This is a genomic window from Vibrio sp. 1CM24A, from assembly GCF_023161725.1.
In the GTDB taxonomy this organism is placed as follows: Bacteria; Pseudomonadota; Gammaproteobacteria; order Enterobacterales; family Vibrionaceae; genus Vibrio; species Vibrio coralliirubri.
This window is the reverse complement of record NZ_JALNTS010000011.1, coordinates 18384-32883: the sequence shown is the minus strand read 5'-3', so window position 1 is coordinate 32883 and position 14500 is coordinate 18384. Positions and strand designations below refer to the sequence as shown.

Genomic DNA, 14500 nt, shown 5'->3' with positions numbered 1-14500 from the left:
GTAGCGATATGAGTTACAAACATATTTTGGTCGCAGTCGATTTATCAGAAGACAGCAAATTAATTGTGGATAAAGCGGTAGCATTGGCAAAGCCATTGGAAGCCAAAGTCTCTTTTATCCATATCGATATTAACTACGCAGAGCTCTACACTGGCCTGATTGATATCAACATGGCCGAGACCCAGCACAACGCGATGGAAGCATCTCGTATTCAGCTGCAAAATTTTGCGGAGCACGCCCAATACCCGATCACCCATACCCTAGTAGGCAGTGGTGATTTGAGTCATGAGCTGTGTGACACCATCAACGAGTTCAATGTTGACCTCGTGGTTTGCGGTCACCATCAAGACTTTTGGAGCAAGCTGCTCTCTTCAACACGCCAACTGATCAACGCCTCTCCGGTTGATATGCTGGTCGTGCCTCTAAGAGATTCAGAAGACTAATGATTTAAGGTTAGGTAACATACAGCTCATATCTTATTAACGAAGTTTTACTATGAGCTATTTAGCTGGTGTTACCCTCCTATGGGCCTTCTCCTTTAGCCTGATCGGCGTTTACCTTGCGGGTCAGGTTGATTCTTGGTTCTCTGTTTTAATGCGTGTTGCCCTTGCTGGCGTCGTATTTCTTCCTTTCCTAAAGTTTCGCGGCGTATCGCGTAAGCTGATCGCTAAATTGATGGCAATTGGTGGTATCCAGCTTGGCCTGATGTACTGCTTCTACTATCAGTCTTTCTTACTGCTATCCGTTCCTGAAGTCCTTTTGTTTACCGTTTTCACGCCAATTTACGTCACGCTAATTTATGACTTTCTCAAAGGGCAATTCTCTCCGTGGTACCTAGTGACAGCAGCAATTGCGGTATTGGGCGCGGTATTCATTAAATTCGCAGGCATCAACGAAAACTTTTTGGTTGGCTTCCTCGTCGTACAAGGCGCGAACCTGTGTTTTGCTATTGGTCAGGTGGGCTACAAGGTGGTGATGGAGAAGGAATCGACCGAGTTACCTCAGCGAACCGTATTTGGTTACTTCTACTTAGGAGCGCTATGTGTCGCGTCAGTGGCTTTCATGCTACTGGGCAATCCAGAGAAACTGCCCACCACCACACTTCAATGGGGAATCCTGATCTACCTTGGCTTGATTGCTTCGGGGCTGGGTTACTTTATGTGGAATAAAGGCGCGTGTATGGTGAATGCTGGCGCGCTGGCAGTGATGAACAATGCCTTGGTTCCTGCTGGCCTAGTGGTGAATATCCTGATTTGGAACAGAGATGTCGATTTGGTTCGCTTGTCTATTGGTGGCGCCGTTATCTTATTCTCTTTGTTCGTCAATGAGACGTGGGTGAAGAAGCGCGTAGCAAGATCCGCAAGCAACGCTTAGCTGATTTGCACGAGCTGAATGAGCTAGCTCAGATAACCCCAAAAAGCAAAAGAGCGACCTAAGGTCGCTCTTTTTAAATCATCGCTGTAGCAATAAACCATTCAAATCAACTTCAGTGGATGTGATTGTGGCTCACTACCTGAGTCTTAGTTTCAGTGAAGGCAACATCATCAAGTTGTAGGTTGATGCGTTCAAGGTCACTTTCCAGTTTCTGGCTTTTCTTAAACAACTTTTGCTGCTTCTTAATCATCTTCGCGAGCTTTTTATTGTACTTCTCTTGTTTCTTAGCTGCTTTCTTCGCTTGTTTGAGTTCAGCTTTCTCAACACCGCTCGCCTTCGCCATCAGTTTTTTCAGCTTGGCTTTTTTCTGTGCGGCTTCTTTTTTTGCAAGCTCAGGGGCAATATCAGCGGCGGCAGGATCGAACATTTGTACGCTCGGCTCAATTGTCTCGTTGATTTCCGCAAGCGATAGCTCTGGTGCAGGTAGTGTCTCCGCTAGTAGGCCGCATGCGACTTTCTCTTCAACAGGTTTGTTTTGACAACCAAGAGGTGGAATTGCGGTTGGTTTGCATAGATTCGCTTGATCCGCCGAAGAACGCGCGCAAGAACGACACACGAACTTAGGTTCAGTCACCAAGCTGTGGATCTCGCCCAAGTGCTCAGTGATATCTCGACGGTTTAACTTACAAAAGCGTTTAGCCATGCTACAACTCCAGCTAAGAATAATAATGATTCTTAGTTAGATATACATCCGTAACGCGACTATCGCAAGTGTTAAATGGCAATTTATCGTATTTATGACGGGAAATTTTCTTAGCGTGTAGCTAAGTTATTGATGCTTCCTCTAAGTCATTGATGCTTTCACATAGACGTCAAAACGGTTCTTTTTGGTTTCGATCGCCATGCTCGGTTTTTGCTCGTCTAACCACGCTGCGTAATCTGGTCTTTTAACCACAACTCGCTTCGATGCCAACTTCATCGCCGGCTCAAATAGACCATCAGCATCCAGATCGGCACCCACCAAAGATTGGAATACGCGCATCTCTTTTTTAACCAAAGCCGACTTCTTTTTGTTCTCTGGGTGTGGATACATTGGATCGAGGTAAACCACGTCTGGCTGTTCGAAGTCAGGATCGTTGCTGAGCTTATCCAATGCATCGTGACTGGATGCATGAATCAACTTCATGCGTTCGCTTACCCAACCACCGATGTCTGGGTCTTGTTGCGCTCGCTGCAAGCCATCATCAAGCAGTGCAGCCACAACTGGGTGACGTTCGACCATTTGCACCTTACAACCTAGAGAAGCCAACACAAACGCATCACGCCCTAAGCCTGCAGTGCCATCGAGGATAGTTGGCGTTGCCCCTTTATTTAGACCAGCTGCTTTGGCAATCGCCTGACCTTTACCACCACCAAACTTACGTCGGTGACCGACAGCGCCTCCCACTAAATCAACAAAGATAGCGCCAAGCTTAGGCTCATCGACTTTACGTAGCTCAAGTCGCTCACTGGTCAGTACCAAAGCAAAGTCGCTGCTTTCATCATGAGATAAGTTCCAGCGGGTCGCTAAGTCATTCAAATGATCGATTTGGGTAGCATCTTCGCAAATCAGTTGTAGTTGCAAGGTCGTCTCCAACAGACAGTAGTATTCAAAACAAAAGAGGCAACCAGTTTACCTGATTGCCTCAACAATACATATTAGCGGTGAAAAGTATTCCCGGCTAAAGTCAGCTTACCTAAACCAATGGCTCTGTCTCTCGTTCTTGTCTTAACTCTTCAACAAGCTCTGCGAGTGGTTTAGGTCGGCCTATGATATAGCCCTGCGCGTAGTTCACACCCAGTTCTATAAGCTTGTCGATGATCTGGGTATTTTCAACGAACTCAGCCACGGTGTGCTTGCCCATCTGCTTGGCGAGATCATTGATCGAGCGAACCATCACATGGTCCATCTCATTCACATCAATATCACGTACAAACAGGCCGTCGATCTTCACAATATCGACGGGCAGTTTTTTCAGATAACCAAATGACGATAGCCCTGAGCCAAAATCATCCAATGCAATCATGCAGCCAAGCTCTTTGATTCGTGTGAAGAACTTGATCGCCTGCTTCATGTTACTCATCGCAGCCGTTTCGGTGATCTCTAAACAAATCTTATGACACGGTATCGATGAATCGCTCAGGCTATCTATCAAGAACTCGACAAAGTCACGATTCCCCATCGAGTGACCGGAAAGGTTGATTGAACACATCCCGAGTTCCTCAATAACCTCAGGGCGTTGCTCCAACCAACTCAAGGTTTGACTGACGACTTGGCGATCAATCAAATGCGCGATGTTATAACGCTCTGAGGCTGGCATGAAAATCCCTGGGGAGATGTATTCCCCTTGGATGTTCTTGATGCGCACCAAGATTTCAAAGTGCATTTTATCGCTGTCTTCATCTAGGCCAAGAATACGCTGCGCAAACAGCTCTAAGCGATCATTAGCCAAGGCCTCATGCACTAGGTTAACGCACTCCATCTCAAGATGGCGACGACGCAGGTCTTCATCATCTTGATGGTAAAGATGATAGCGATTGCGACCTTCTTCTTTAGCGGCATGACAAGCTGCATCCGCCTGAGCGTGCACCATCTGCGGTGAAGCCGCAGTATGATCAATCAATCGAATACCGATAGAGCAAGTCAGGTTGAGTCGAATATCATCCCACAAGAATGGATTCTCACTCATCATCGAGATAATACTGCGACACACATTAACCGCGTCTCGCTCAGTACAGTCTTTCATTAATACAGCAAACTCATCACCACCCATTCGCGCTAACACCGCATTGTAAGGCAGCACGTCTTCTAGCAACTTGGCACTAAACAAGATCGCAGCATCACCCGCTTCATGTCCTGCGGTATCGTTCAGCACTTTCAGCTGATCCAAATCTAAGAACAACATCGCGTGAGTTCGCATGTGACTCTCAACCTCTTTCAGCGCTTTTTGCAGCTCTTGCTCAAAGTGGTTGCGGTTAAAGGTGTCAGTCAGCAGGTCATAGCGAGCCTGATATTCTAGCTTTTCAGAAAGCTCGTGCGTTTCGGTGATGTCTTCACCCACAATCAGCAGCTGATCAGATTCGACCAACGGGCGGATATTTTCACGAATCCAGATCTTGCTGCCGTCGGCATGACGATATTCGATATCACGACGCCACACACCACGAATCTTATGCTGTGGTTGCAGCAAGATGTGGCGAGGAATCATCGCGTTTTCATCAACATAGAACTCTCTAGGGCGATGGCCCAGCAACTGATCGAGTGGATATCCCAAAAGCTCTTCGGCAAACTGGTTCACCTGTTGAATGCGATTATTGCCATCGAGCGTAATCATCATCACTGGTTGCTTGTCGTAATACAGCTTCAAGTTTGCTTCACGCTGGAACAGCTTATTCTCAGCAAGCTTACGAGAGGTCACGTCTCGCGCCTCAAAGAGAAACTGAATGTCTTCTTCTTCACTACCCGGCATCGGCTTCAATGAAATATCCAACACCATCGCACCGCGATCTCGACACCACACTTCGGCTTCAAATCGTAAGGCTGGGTGCTCACTTTTTGTGATGAAATAGTCGGCTAGCACCTCTCGCGCAGAACTTTCCCAATGTTGGTGTTGTTGCAGTGGCGTTCCCAGCTTATAGCCTTGATTATAAAGCAGCTCATGCAGCTTGCTGTTACTAGACAGCAGCACGCCACCCTTATCAATGATCCCCATGAACTGCAGGCTTTGGTCGAATATCGATTCCAGTAACAACTGACTTTGTCGGCTAGCACGTTCACTTTTTTTAAGACGATTAAGGTAGTACACCAAGGTCGCGATGACACACGACATCACCAAAAACAGCAAACCTATGGTGCGAATTTCATCGCGGTAGCGCACTAGAAATGACTTCGGCTTATTGAGGAAGGTCACCGAGGCTTCGTTCTCTGCGCCCAGATCCCAACGTGAGATCTGTTGGTAATCGAGTTTGATTTCTGGCGCGCCAGCAACCACCAATGGCAATGGAGCCTTAGGATTGTTCAGCACACTCAATAGCACGCGCCCTGTGTCTCGACCTTGCGTTTCACCACTTTGAATAACACCACCAATCGCACCAAAACCTAGCCCTAGATCGTGCACCATGTACAGTGGCATTTGGGTTTTGATGTTCAATTGTCGCCAATCCTCATCGCTACTCACTCTACCTTGTGCATCGCGGTAATACGCCCAAAACAGCAAGCTCTTGCCTAGGTCAGCACGTTGAGAAAAGGCCATTAACTCTTGGTAAGAATCCGGCACATAGTGCTCAACGAGGTCAGAAAAATCCGGGTGGGTTTTGATGAACAGATCGATTTGAGAACGAATGGCCTCACCCGTAACTGAGTGGTCGGTAACAATGTAGATTTTCTTTACGGTCGCTTGAAGGCGCTTGATCAGCTCGATGTTGCCAACCAAATCTATGTCTTCGGTAATACCGGTCGCATTTAAGCCTTCAATCATTTGAGGGGAGAAATTGTTGATGCCGCCAAAGATGACTGGCGTACCTTTGAGATCGGGTGCGAGACGCTTCATTAGATTGAGCGCGTTATTATCACTCACCACAACTGCAGCGAATTCTTCATGCATCAACTTGGTGTGATAAAGCTGGTAGACACGCTCAAGGTATTCAGGGTTTTGAGTACGTTTGCTATCAAGATAAACGACACGATACGACAGCCCGTCACGATCGAGCTCATCGGATAATCCTTTATGGAAATCATCTGTCCAGAAAAAGCCTTGATGATAAGAGTGAATGACCAACACATCTTTTGCCTGAGCTGAAGCAAAAACACTCCAACACATCACAATAAAAAATAACGAAAATCGCACTGAATTCACCCTAACCCTATAGTTACTGCTAATATTATCACCCTTGGCTATGATGTGTACTCAAGCCGGTATGTTTTTCATTCAACCTAAGGATTATGCATGTCCACAACCACAGCTCGTCTAGATGATCTAGACCGTGCCATTCTCAAAACCTTGATGGAAGATGCACGTACTCCTTATGCTGAAATGGCAAAGCAGTTCGATGTCAGCCCTGCAACGATTCACGTTCGCATCGAAAAGATGAGATCGGCAGACATTATTGAGCGAACGGAAGTTGTGGTAAACACCAAAAAGCTAGGTTACGACGTGTGTTGTTTTATTGGCATCAATCTTAATGCTGCCAAAGATTACCACTCGGCGATAGCTAAGCTGAATGCCTTAGACGAAGTGGTTGAGGCGTACTACACCACTGGTGCTTACAATATCTTTGTAAAGCTGATGTGTAAGTCGATAGAAGAGCTGCAGTTTGTATTGATCGATAAGCTGCAAGCGATCGATGAAGTTCAGTCGACAGAGACACTGATTTCATTGCAGAACCCTATCAACCGCAATGTGAATCCATAACATTGATTCGCCTTGTTTAGCATCAAGCACAGACAAAAAAAGAGCCTCTAACTAGAGGCTCTTTTCGCAATTATCTCGCAATAAACTAGATAGTTACCGTGATTATGCGTTGATTCCCGCGTGACGCAGCATTGCGTCGATTTGTGGCTCACGACCACGGAAGCGTTTGAACAGCTCCATTGGCTCTTCACTGCCACCCATTTCAAGGATGTTATTCAAGAAACGATTACCGGTTTCAGTATTGAAGATACCTTCCTCTTCAAATGCTGAGAACGCATCTGCCGATAGCACTTCTGCCCACAGGTAGCTGTAGTAGCCCGCACTGTAGCCACCAGCAAAGATGTGACCAAAGCTGTGTGAGAAACGGTTCCAATCTAGGCTTGGCAGTACCGATACCTTAGACTTAACATCCGCTAGCGTTTCTAGTACACGAGCGCCGACTTCAGGGTCGTATTCTGTGTGTAGCGTGAAATCGAACAAACCAAGCTCTAGCTGACGCAGGATAAACATCGCAGATTGGAAGTTCTTCGCCGCTAGCATCTTCTCTAGCATCTCTTTTGGTAGCGCTTCACCCGTTTCAAAGTGACCAGAGATGAACGACAGCGCTTCTTCTTCCCAACACCAGTTTTCTAGGAACTGACTTGGCAATTCAACCGCATCCCAAGGCACGCCATTAATACCCGCAACTGCGCCCGATTCTACTTGCGTCAGCATGTGGTGAATGCCGTGACCGAATTCGTGGAATAGGGTCACTACTTCGTCGTGAGTAAATAGCGCAGGCTTATCACCGACTGGCTTGTTGAAGTTACACGTTAGGTAAGCAACTGGCGTTTGCAGCTCACCAGATTCAGTAATACGACGACCACGACAGTCATCCATCCAAGCACCACCACGTTTGTGTTCACGTGCGTATAGGTCTAGGTAGAAGCTACCACGCAGTGTTCCAGTCGCCTCAAAGATATCAAAGAAACGCACTGACTCATGCCAAGTGTCTACGCCTTCACGCTCTGTTACCGACATACCAAACACGCGGTTCAGTACCTCAAACAGACCTGAAACCACATTAGATTCTGGGAAGTAAGGACGAAGCTCTTCATCAGAGATCTCGAACAGCTTCTGTTTTTGTTTCTCACTGTAGTAAGCGATGTCCCACAGGTTTAGCTCAGAAACACCAAACTCTTTCTCTGCAAACTGGCGTAGCTCTTCAACTTCGCGCTCACCTTGCGGTTTGGCTTTTACTGCTAGGTCGTTTAGGAAGCCAAGTACTTGATCTGGCGTTTCTGCCATTTTAGTCGAAAGAGATTTTTCGCTGTAAGTACTGAAACCAAGCATGCGCGCGATCTCGTGACGCAGTTTAAGTTGCTCAGTGATGATCTCAGTGTTGTCCCACTTACCTGCGTTTGGACCGCGATCTGAAGCGCGCGTTACGTATGCTTCATAAAGCTCTTTACGCAGTTCTTGGTTATTACAGTAGGTCATCACAGGTAGGTATGATGGGATATCTAAAGTCAGTAAGTAACCTTGTTGCTCTTTAGACTCAGCAGCCGCTTGTGCTGCCGCCAGTGCTGATTCAGGCATACCTGCCAGTTCAGCTACGTCTGTGATCTGCTTGCTCCAACCCATGGTTGCATCAAGCACGTTGTTTGAAAATTGAGAGCCTAGCTCAGACTGGCGCTTGCTGATCTCGCCGTAGCGATGCTGCTCGTCTGCTGGTAAACCAATACCCGACAATTCAAAGTCACGCAGTGCGTCAGTAATGGTTTTTTGTTGAGCTCGGTTCAGTGCAGAAAATGCTTCACTCGCCTTGATCGCTTTATACGCTTCGAACAAGCCTTTGTGTTGGCCAACCCAAGTGCCGTATTCAGATAGCACAGGCAGGCAGCTCTCATACGCTTCACGCAGTTCGTCACTGTTCACGACAGAGTTCATATGGCTTACAGGTGACCAAATGCGACCTAAACGATCATCCACTTCTTCAATTGGAGCAACTAGGTTGTCCCAGCTTGGTGAAGTATTACCTTCAAGTACTTGTTCTATCTTGTTGCGACACGCTTCAATCACTTGCTCAACTGCAGGCTTTACGTGCTCTGGCTTGATCTGTGAAAACGGAGGTAGGTCCGTGAAGGTTAATAGCGGATTAGACATATAAACATTCCTTTGGCTTTAGAGACTTTCGTCTTTTTTGTAATGAGGTCGTCTTACAGTCATCAGGCTAAAGTTCGCCCTAAAAAATCACCTGCGAATAGTTATTAAATAGTGCCCAACAAGGCAAATTTCAATAGTAGAACCAATAACTAACTGCATATTGCTAGCGACTGTTCCTGAATTGTTCGAGAATTTATGGTCCATTGAGGGTTATAATAGTCTGATTAACCCCACCTACACTAACCACACTCTAATTCGAGAGTGTTACGAGAGTTTAATTTGTTAAGTTATCGCCACAGCTTCCACGCAGGTAACCATGCCGACGTAGTAAAGCATATCGTACAGAGCCTTATTCTTAATTCTTTGAAACAGAAGGATAAGCCTTTTGTTTACCATGACACTCACTCTGGTGTAGGTCGTTACGACTTAACGCATGAATGGTCTGAAAAAACTGGCGAATACAAACAAGGTATTGCTCGCGTTTGGGAACAGCAAAATCTTCCTGAAGACATTCAAAGCTACCTTGAGTCTATTTCCATTCTAAATAATGGCGAGAAACTGCGTTACTACCCGGGCTCTCCACGTGTTGCACGTGCACACCTGCGTGACCAAGACCGCATGGTACTGACTGAGCTTCACCCAGCCGATCACCCTCTGCTTGAGCAAGAGTTCCACCGTGATCGTCAGGTATCTATCTACAAAGAAGATGGTTTTAAGCGCTTAAAGGGCAGCCTGCCACCAAAAGAACGTCGTGGTTTAGTACTGATCGACCCGCCTTACGAGCTGGCAAAAGAGTATCGTGATGTCGTGACAGCAATCGCTCAAAGCCACAAGCGCTGGGCAACCGGTATCTACGCAATTTGGTACCCGGTGGTAAATCGCTGTGATATCGAAGATATGATCGAAGGACTTGAAGGCTTAGGCATCAACAAGATTCTACAAATCGAACTTGGCGTATCACCAGACACCAACGAGCGTGGCATGACGGCATCAGGCATGATCGTGATTAACCCGCCTTGGAAGCTAGAAAGCCAAATGAAAGAGATTCTTCCATTCTTGAAGGAAGCAATTGCGCCGGCGACCGGTCATTTCAAAGTAGAGTGGATCGTACCCGAGTAATCTCGAACTTAACGTCATGCTCTGACGAATATTCAGCAGATTGTGACGTACACGAATAAATTTTAAACAGGGAGATTGAGTTCAACCGATCTGCCCTCAATATAATAATTAGACAATTTAAGAATCTATAGGACGTAGGTGTTCAGTGCGCTCACTGTACCCACAGCCTTCAATAAATGGAGAAAGTAATGGCGACTCATTTTGATTACATCTGTATCGGCGGCGGTTCAGGCGGCATCGCATCAGCAAACCGCGCAGCAATGCACGGTGCAAAGGTTGCACTTATCGAAGCTCAAGACCTTGGTGGTACTTGTGTAAACGTTGGTTGTGTTCCTAAAAAGGTAATGTGGCACGGCGCTCAAGTTGCTGAAGCGATCAACCTATACTCTGAAGATTACGGCTTCGACGTTGACGTAAAAGGCTTCAACTGGAGCAAATTGGTAGAAAACCGCCAAGCGTACATTGGTCGTATCCACCAATCTTACGATCGCGTACTGGGTAACAACAAAGTAAACGTAATCAAAGGCTTTGCTAAGTTCGTTGATGAGAAGACCGTTGAAGTTAACGGCGAACACTACACAGCAGATCACATCCTGATCGCGGTAGGTGGTCGTCCAACCATTCCAAACATCCCAGGCGCAGAATACGGCATCGATTCAAATGGCTTCTTCGACCTAATGGAGCAACCTAAACGTGTTGCTGTTATCGGCGCAGGCTACATCGCAGTAGAAATCGCAGGCGTACTAAGCGCACTTGGCACAGAAACACACCTATTCTGTCGTAAAGAATCACCACTTCGTAGCTTCGACCCAATGATCATCGAGACATTGGTTGAAGTAATGGAAGCGGAAGGTCCAACACTTCACACGCACTCTGTGCCTAAAGAAGTAGTGAAAGAAGCGGACGGCACGCTGACTCTACACCTAGAAAATGGCAACACTCAAAACGTTGACCACCTAATCTGGGCTATCGGCCGTCACCCAGCGACTGATGCTATAAACCTTGCATCAACTGGCGTTGAGACAAACGACCGTGGCTACATCAAGGTAGACGAATTCCAAGCGACTAACGTTCCTGGCATCTACTGTGTTGGTGACATCATGGAAGGCGGTATCGAGCTAACACCTGTAGCAGTTAAAGCAGGTCGTCAGCTTTCTGAGCGCCTATTCAACGGTCAAACCAACGCGAAAATGGACTACAAGCTAGTGCCTACTGTTGTATTCAGCCACCCACCTATCGGCACAATTGGTCTAACGACTCAAGAAGCTGAAGAGCAATATGGCAAAGACAACATCAAGGTTTACACATCAGGCTTCACTGCTATGTACACAGCAGTAACCAAGCACCGTCAACCTTGTAAGATGAAGCTAGTATGTGCTGGCGAAGAAGAGACAGTAGTCGGCTTACACGGCATCGGTTTCACGGTTGATGAAATGATTCAAGGCTTCGGCGTTGCAATGAAGATGGGCGCAACCAAAGCAGACTTCGACTCTGTTGTAGCTATCCACCCAACGGGCTCAGAAGAGTTTGTAACGATGAGATAATCAACGCCTTTTGTTGATATCCCTTAAAAAGCAGGCCTTGTGCCTGCTTTTTTTATGCCCACTCTTGAACCTTACTCCCCAACTCCACGTAACACAGATACTGACCTATCTAGAACAACAACGGAGTTTGTGATGAATCTACTAATTGAATCATTTGAAGGCGGGATTTACTTGGCTTACCAAATCATTGGCGAGCAAAAACAGTTAATCAAAGACGACCACCAGCACCCAATGAAGTTTTTGAGTGTTAACCAAGCGCGCGACCACTTTAGTGACCAAGGCGTAGCGTCGGCCACGCTTATTCATAACAGTGCCTACGACGAGATGTGTGGTGAGCATTGTGGTAGCACCCAACCATTCGAGATTGATTTGAAGTGGAGTTAAATCAACTTCAAAGCAATCGCGATAAAAATTGAAAGGCTTGCACATCTGCAAGCCTTTTTCGTTGGGGTTTTATTTCTTATCGTGCTGTACGTTTTTGTCTGCGTTTGATGTTTTGCTCTTTCACAATAAAGTCGAACAATGGAGCAAACAAGTTAGCAAACAAGATAGCCAGCATAATGCCCTCTGGGTAGGCTGGATTAAGCACTCTGATACCGACCGTCATTACACCAATCAAGATCCCGTAAGCCCACTTACTCTGGTTGGTAAAAGCGGCAGAAACTGGGTCGGTCGCCATGAAGAAGGTACCAAACGCAACACCGCCCAACACAAAGTGCCAGTAGAACGGCATCGAGAACATCGAGTTGGTATCAGAGCCAATCCAGTTCATCAAGCTCGACGTCACCACAAGACCGACAATCACCCCAGCTACAATGCGCCAAGAAGCTATCTTCATCACAATCAAAATCACACCGGTCAGCATAATCAGCAGTGAAGACACTTCGCCCATTGAGCCCGGAATATTACCGATGAAGGCATCCATCCAAGTGATCGCCTTACCTGTCATGTTGTTGATGAGTGACGAACTACCGCCTTCATACCATTGACTCAGCGGTGTCGCGCCTGAATAGCCGTCAGCGGCAACCCACACAAGTCCACCCGACATGTTGGCTGGATACGCGAAATAGAGAAACGCGCGGCCTGCGAGTGCAGGGTTAAGGAAGTTGCGCCCAGTACCACCGAACAGCTCTTTGGCGACAACGATACCAAAAGTGATACCTAACGCGGCTTGCCATAGAGGTATAGTCGGCGGGAGGATGAGTGCAAACAGCACCGAGCTAACAAAGAAGCCTTCATTAACTTCGTGCTTACGCACGACAGCAAACAGTACCTCCCAGAAGCCACCTACCACAAACACCGTAGCATAAACGGGTAGAAAATAGAGTGCACCAAGCAACATCTGATTTGCCCAGCCACTTGCTATCAATGACTGCGCATCACCAAATGCCCACGACAGACGCCACCTGCTTTCAATAACTGAGGCAAGTTCGTTAAGTTGATAGCTGGAGGTTAATGCGAGGACGCTTTGATGTCCGACGTTATACATACCCCAGAACATTGCCGGGAAGGTCGCCAACCACACCAGAATCATGATGCGCTTTAGGTCAATACTGTCACGAACATGGGTTATGCCGCGATTTACGTTTCCGGGTGTATAGAATATTGTCGCGAAAGCCTCATACACAGGGTAAAGCTTTTCGTACTTCCCTCCGGCTTCAAAGCGTGGAGCCACGTCTTCTAATCGTTTTTTTAAACTCATAATCTCAATCACCTTATTGCTTGAGTTATGGTTTTCTACGCATCAACCGCGCTATTTGAACAATTTTTAGCGATTTTTAATCAAATTCGTCTTGAAGAACGAGTATCTAAAAGTCGAACCTATGTTGAAAAAGAAGGGCGTATAAACAACAAAGCCCCAGCAATGACTGAGGCTTATTTGGTATAACAACGGTCATCGTTACTTAACGCACATCACATTGAGCAATGAAGAGCCTTTCAATTGGTTGACGTTACCGTTGGTAAACAGACCTTTCTTATCTGCGCCCCAATAAGGGAGATGCATTGGCCAGTTCTGTTTTTCCATAACCTTTGAGTTCAAGATGCTCTGCCATTGCTTTTCACTCATCAGCTTCATGTTGACCTGATTACACACCAATTCAGCGCTATCGTAATCTAGGCGGCTCCAAGGCTTACCTTGCTCCATGTAGAACTGTTGTTGATGGTCTAGAAGGTAAGGAATCGCATATTGGCTACCCGCAACGTCTGCTTTCACGCGAATCTCGATCTCTAGATCATTGTCTGAGCTCGCGTTACCGCTTGGTAATGTCTGAATAACAGCAGCGCTCGTTACCGCCGCCGCTTGCTTAGCAGCCACAGGTTTCGGTGCAGGCTTAGCTTCTACTTTTGCAGGAGCCTTGGGCGTCACCGCTTTTGGTTCTACCGCTTTTGCAACGATAGGCTGTGATGAAGTTTTCGACTTATCGACCATACGAATAAACGCTTCACCGTAACCAGGAACCTTACGTACCTGAGTTAGGTCTTTTCTCGCATCCGAGAAGGTAGAGTAAGGTCCGATTAAGCAACGGTAGTCTCCGCCTTCTGGCTTCATCCAAACGTTGGTCGAGATCTTCTCATACAGAGGTTTTGCTCGGTTCAGTGACAAAGGCTTATTCAGCAAGCCACATTGAACCCAAAACAGTTCGTTGTCTGAGTGACGTTTAGGCGCCTTGCTACCCCAAACGCCCTTACCGATCGGACATGATTGCTCTAGCTGTGGTAATTGGTTGGTGCTTGCCTGAGTTGCATCACATAGAACCGATTCTGCATTCACTTGGCTCGATACCAAAAGAGATGCAGCGATAAGCCCCATACGATAATTTCTCGTCACAGCACGACATACAGCATTCATTGTCAATTTCATAACCA

The 14500-nt window shown here is 46.8% G+C and carries 12 protein-coding genes; 6 read left to right on the top strand and 6 right to left on the bottom strand.

Going from position 1 to position 14500, the window contains the following annotated elements; genetic code table 11:
• The first annotated feature begins 8 nt into the window (after nucleotides 1–8).
• Both uspA and MSG38_RS21045 read left to right on the top strand, forming a co-directional pair.
• Nucleotides 9–443, top strand: coding sequence for a universal stress protein UspA (gene uspA, locus MSG38_RS21050; RefSeq protein ID WP_017060149.1), 435 nt, complete (start codon nucleotides 9–11; stop codon nucleotides 441–443).
• 52 nt (nucleotides 444–495) lie between these two features.
• A complete protein-coding gene (locus tag MSG38_RS21045; protein WP_017060148.1) occupies nucleotides 496–1374 on the top strand; it encodes a carboxylate/amino acid/amine transporter in 879 nt (292 codons plus the stop codon).
• Between the two features lie 112 nt (nucleotides 1375–1486).
• On the opposite strand, the gene MSG38_RS21040 is transcribed toward MSG38_RS21045, so the two are convergent.
• The 3 genes from MSG38_RS21040 to MSG38_RS21030 form a co-directional block, all read right to left on the bottom strand.
• Nucleotides 1487–2077, bottom strand: a complete 591-nt coding sequence (locus MSG38_RS21040; protein WP_050652009.1) for a hypothetical protein — start codon at nucleotides 2075–2077, stop codon at nucleotides 1487–1489.
• Nucleotides 2078–2218: 141 nt separating this feature from the next.
• A complete protein-coding gene (locus MSG38_RS21035; protein ID WP_017060146.1) occupies nucleotides 2219–2998 on the bottom strand; it encodes a class I SAM-dependent methyltransferase in 780 nt (259 codons plus the stop codon).
• 112 nt (nucleotides 2999–3110) lie between these two features.
• The gene (locus MSG38_RS21030) at nucleotides 3111–6233 is read right to left on the bottom strand and encodes an EAL domain-containing protein (protein ID WP_061039859.1); all 3123 of its coding nucleotides are present in this window, start codon (nucleotides 6231–6233) and stop codon (nucleotides 3111–3113) included.
• Between the two features lie 126 nt (nucleotides 6234–6359).
• On the opposite strand from MSG38_RS21030, the gene asnC reads away from it, so the two are divergent.
• On the top strand, nucleotides 6360–6824 hold the full coding sequence (gene asnC / locus MSG38_RS21025; RefSeq protein ID WP_008218581.1) for a transcriptional regulator AsnC: 465 nt from the start codon (nucleotides 6360–6362) through the stop codon (nucleotides 6822–6824).
• 102 nt (nucleotides 6825–6926) lie between these two features.
• Here asnC and prlC read toward each other — a convergent pair whose 3' ends face one another.
• Entirely contained in the window at nucleotides 6927–8969 is a 2043-nt protein-coding gene (prlC, locus tag MSG38_RS21020; protein WP_248402525.1) for an oligopeptidase A, read from the bottom strand.
• A gap of 279 nt (nucleotides 8970–9248) precedes the next feature.
• On the opposite strand from prlC, the gene MSG38_RS21015 reads away from it, so the two are divergent.
• From MSG38_RS21015 to MSG38_RS21005, 3 genes are all read left to right on the top strand, one after another.
• On the top strand, nucleotides 9249–10088 hold the full coding sequence (locus MSG38_RS21015) for a 23S rRNA (adenine(2030)-N(6))-methyltransferase RlmJ (RefSeq protein WP_017065664.1): 840 nt from the start codon (nucleotides 9249–9251) through the stop codon (nucleotides 10086–10088).
• Nucleotides 10089–10276: 188 nt separating this feature from the next.
• A complete protein-coding gene (gene gorA, locus MSG38_RS21010) occupies nucleotides 10277–11632 on the top strand; it encodes a glutathione-disulfide reductase (protein WP_102432224.1) in 1356 nt (451 codons plus the stop codon).
• A 132-nt stretch (nucleotides 11633–11764) separates the two neighbouring features.
• Complete coding sequence (locus tag MSG38_RS21005; protein ID WP_102349859.1) at nucleotides 11765–12016, top strand: DUF6482 family protein; 252 nt, start codon at nucleotides 11765–11767, stop codon at nucleotides 12014–12016.
• 76 nt (nucleotides 12017–12092) lie between these two features.
• Here the strand turns inward: MSG38_RS21005 and MSG38_RS21000 are convergent, their stop codons facing one another.
• Nucleotides 12093–13334 carry an NADH:ubiquinone reductase (Na(+)-transporting) subunit B gene (locus MSG38_RS21000; protein WP_248402524.1) on the bottom strand — a complete coding sequence of 414 codons (1242 nt, stop codon included), beginning with the start codon at nucleotides 13332–13334 and terminating at the stop codon, nucleotides 12093–12095.
• 198 nt (nucleotides 13335–13532) lie between these two features.
• On the bottom strand, nucleotides 13533–14495 hold the full coding sequence (locus tag MSG38_RS20995) for an SPOR domain-containing protein (protein WP_248402523.1): 963 nt from the start codon (nucleotides 14493–14495) through the stop codon (nucleotides 13533–13535).
• Between the last annotated feature and the right edge of the window lie 5 nt (nucleotides 14496–14500).

What these genes read in the sequence shown, in the direction of transcription:
- uspA (WP_017060149.1), top strand. Translation starts at nt 9, where the DNA reads ATGAGTTACAAACATATTTTGGTCGCAGTCGATTTATCAGAAGACAGC.
- MSG38_RS21045 (WP_017060148.1), top strand. Translation starts at nt 496, where the DNA reads ATGAGCTATTTAGCTGGTGTTACCCTCCTATGGGCCTTCTCCTTTAGC.
- MSG38_RS21040 (WP_050652009.1), bottom strand. Translation starts at nt 2,077, where the DNA reads ATGGCTAAACGCTTTTGTAAGTTAAACCGTCGAGATATCACTGAGCAC.
- MSG38_RS21030 (WP_061039859.1), bottom strand. Translation starts at nt 6,233, where the DNA reads ATGTGTTGGAGTGTTTTTGCTTCAGCTCAGGCAAAAGATGTGTTGGTC.
- asnC (WP_008218581.1), top strand. Translation starts at nt 6,360, where the DNA reads ATGTCCACAACCACAGCTCGTCTAGATGATCTAGACCGTGCCATTCTC.
- prlC (WP_248402525.1), bottom strand. Translation starts at nt 8,969, where the DNA reads ATGTCTAATCCGCTATTAACCTTCACGGACCTACCTCCGTTTTCACAG.
- gorA (WP_102432224.1), top strand. Translation starts at nt 10,277, where the DNA reads ATGGCGACTCATTTTGATTACATCTGTATCGGCGGCGGTTCAGGCGGC.
- MSG38_RS21005 (WP_102349859.1), top strand. Translation starts at nt 11,765, where the DNA reads ATGAATCTACTAATTGAATCATTTGAAGGCGGGATTTACTTGGCTTAC.
- MSG38_RS21000 (WP_248402524.1), bottom strand. Translation starts at nt 13,334, where the DNA reads ATGAGTTTAAAAAAACGATTAGAAGACGTGGCTCCACGCTTTGAAGCC.
- MSG38_RS20995 (WP_248402523.1), bottom strand. Translation starts at nt 14,495, where the DNA reads ATGAAATTGACAATGAATGCTGTATGTCGTGCTGTGACGAGAAATTAT.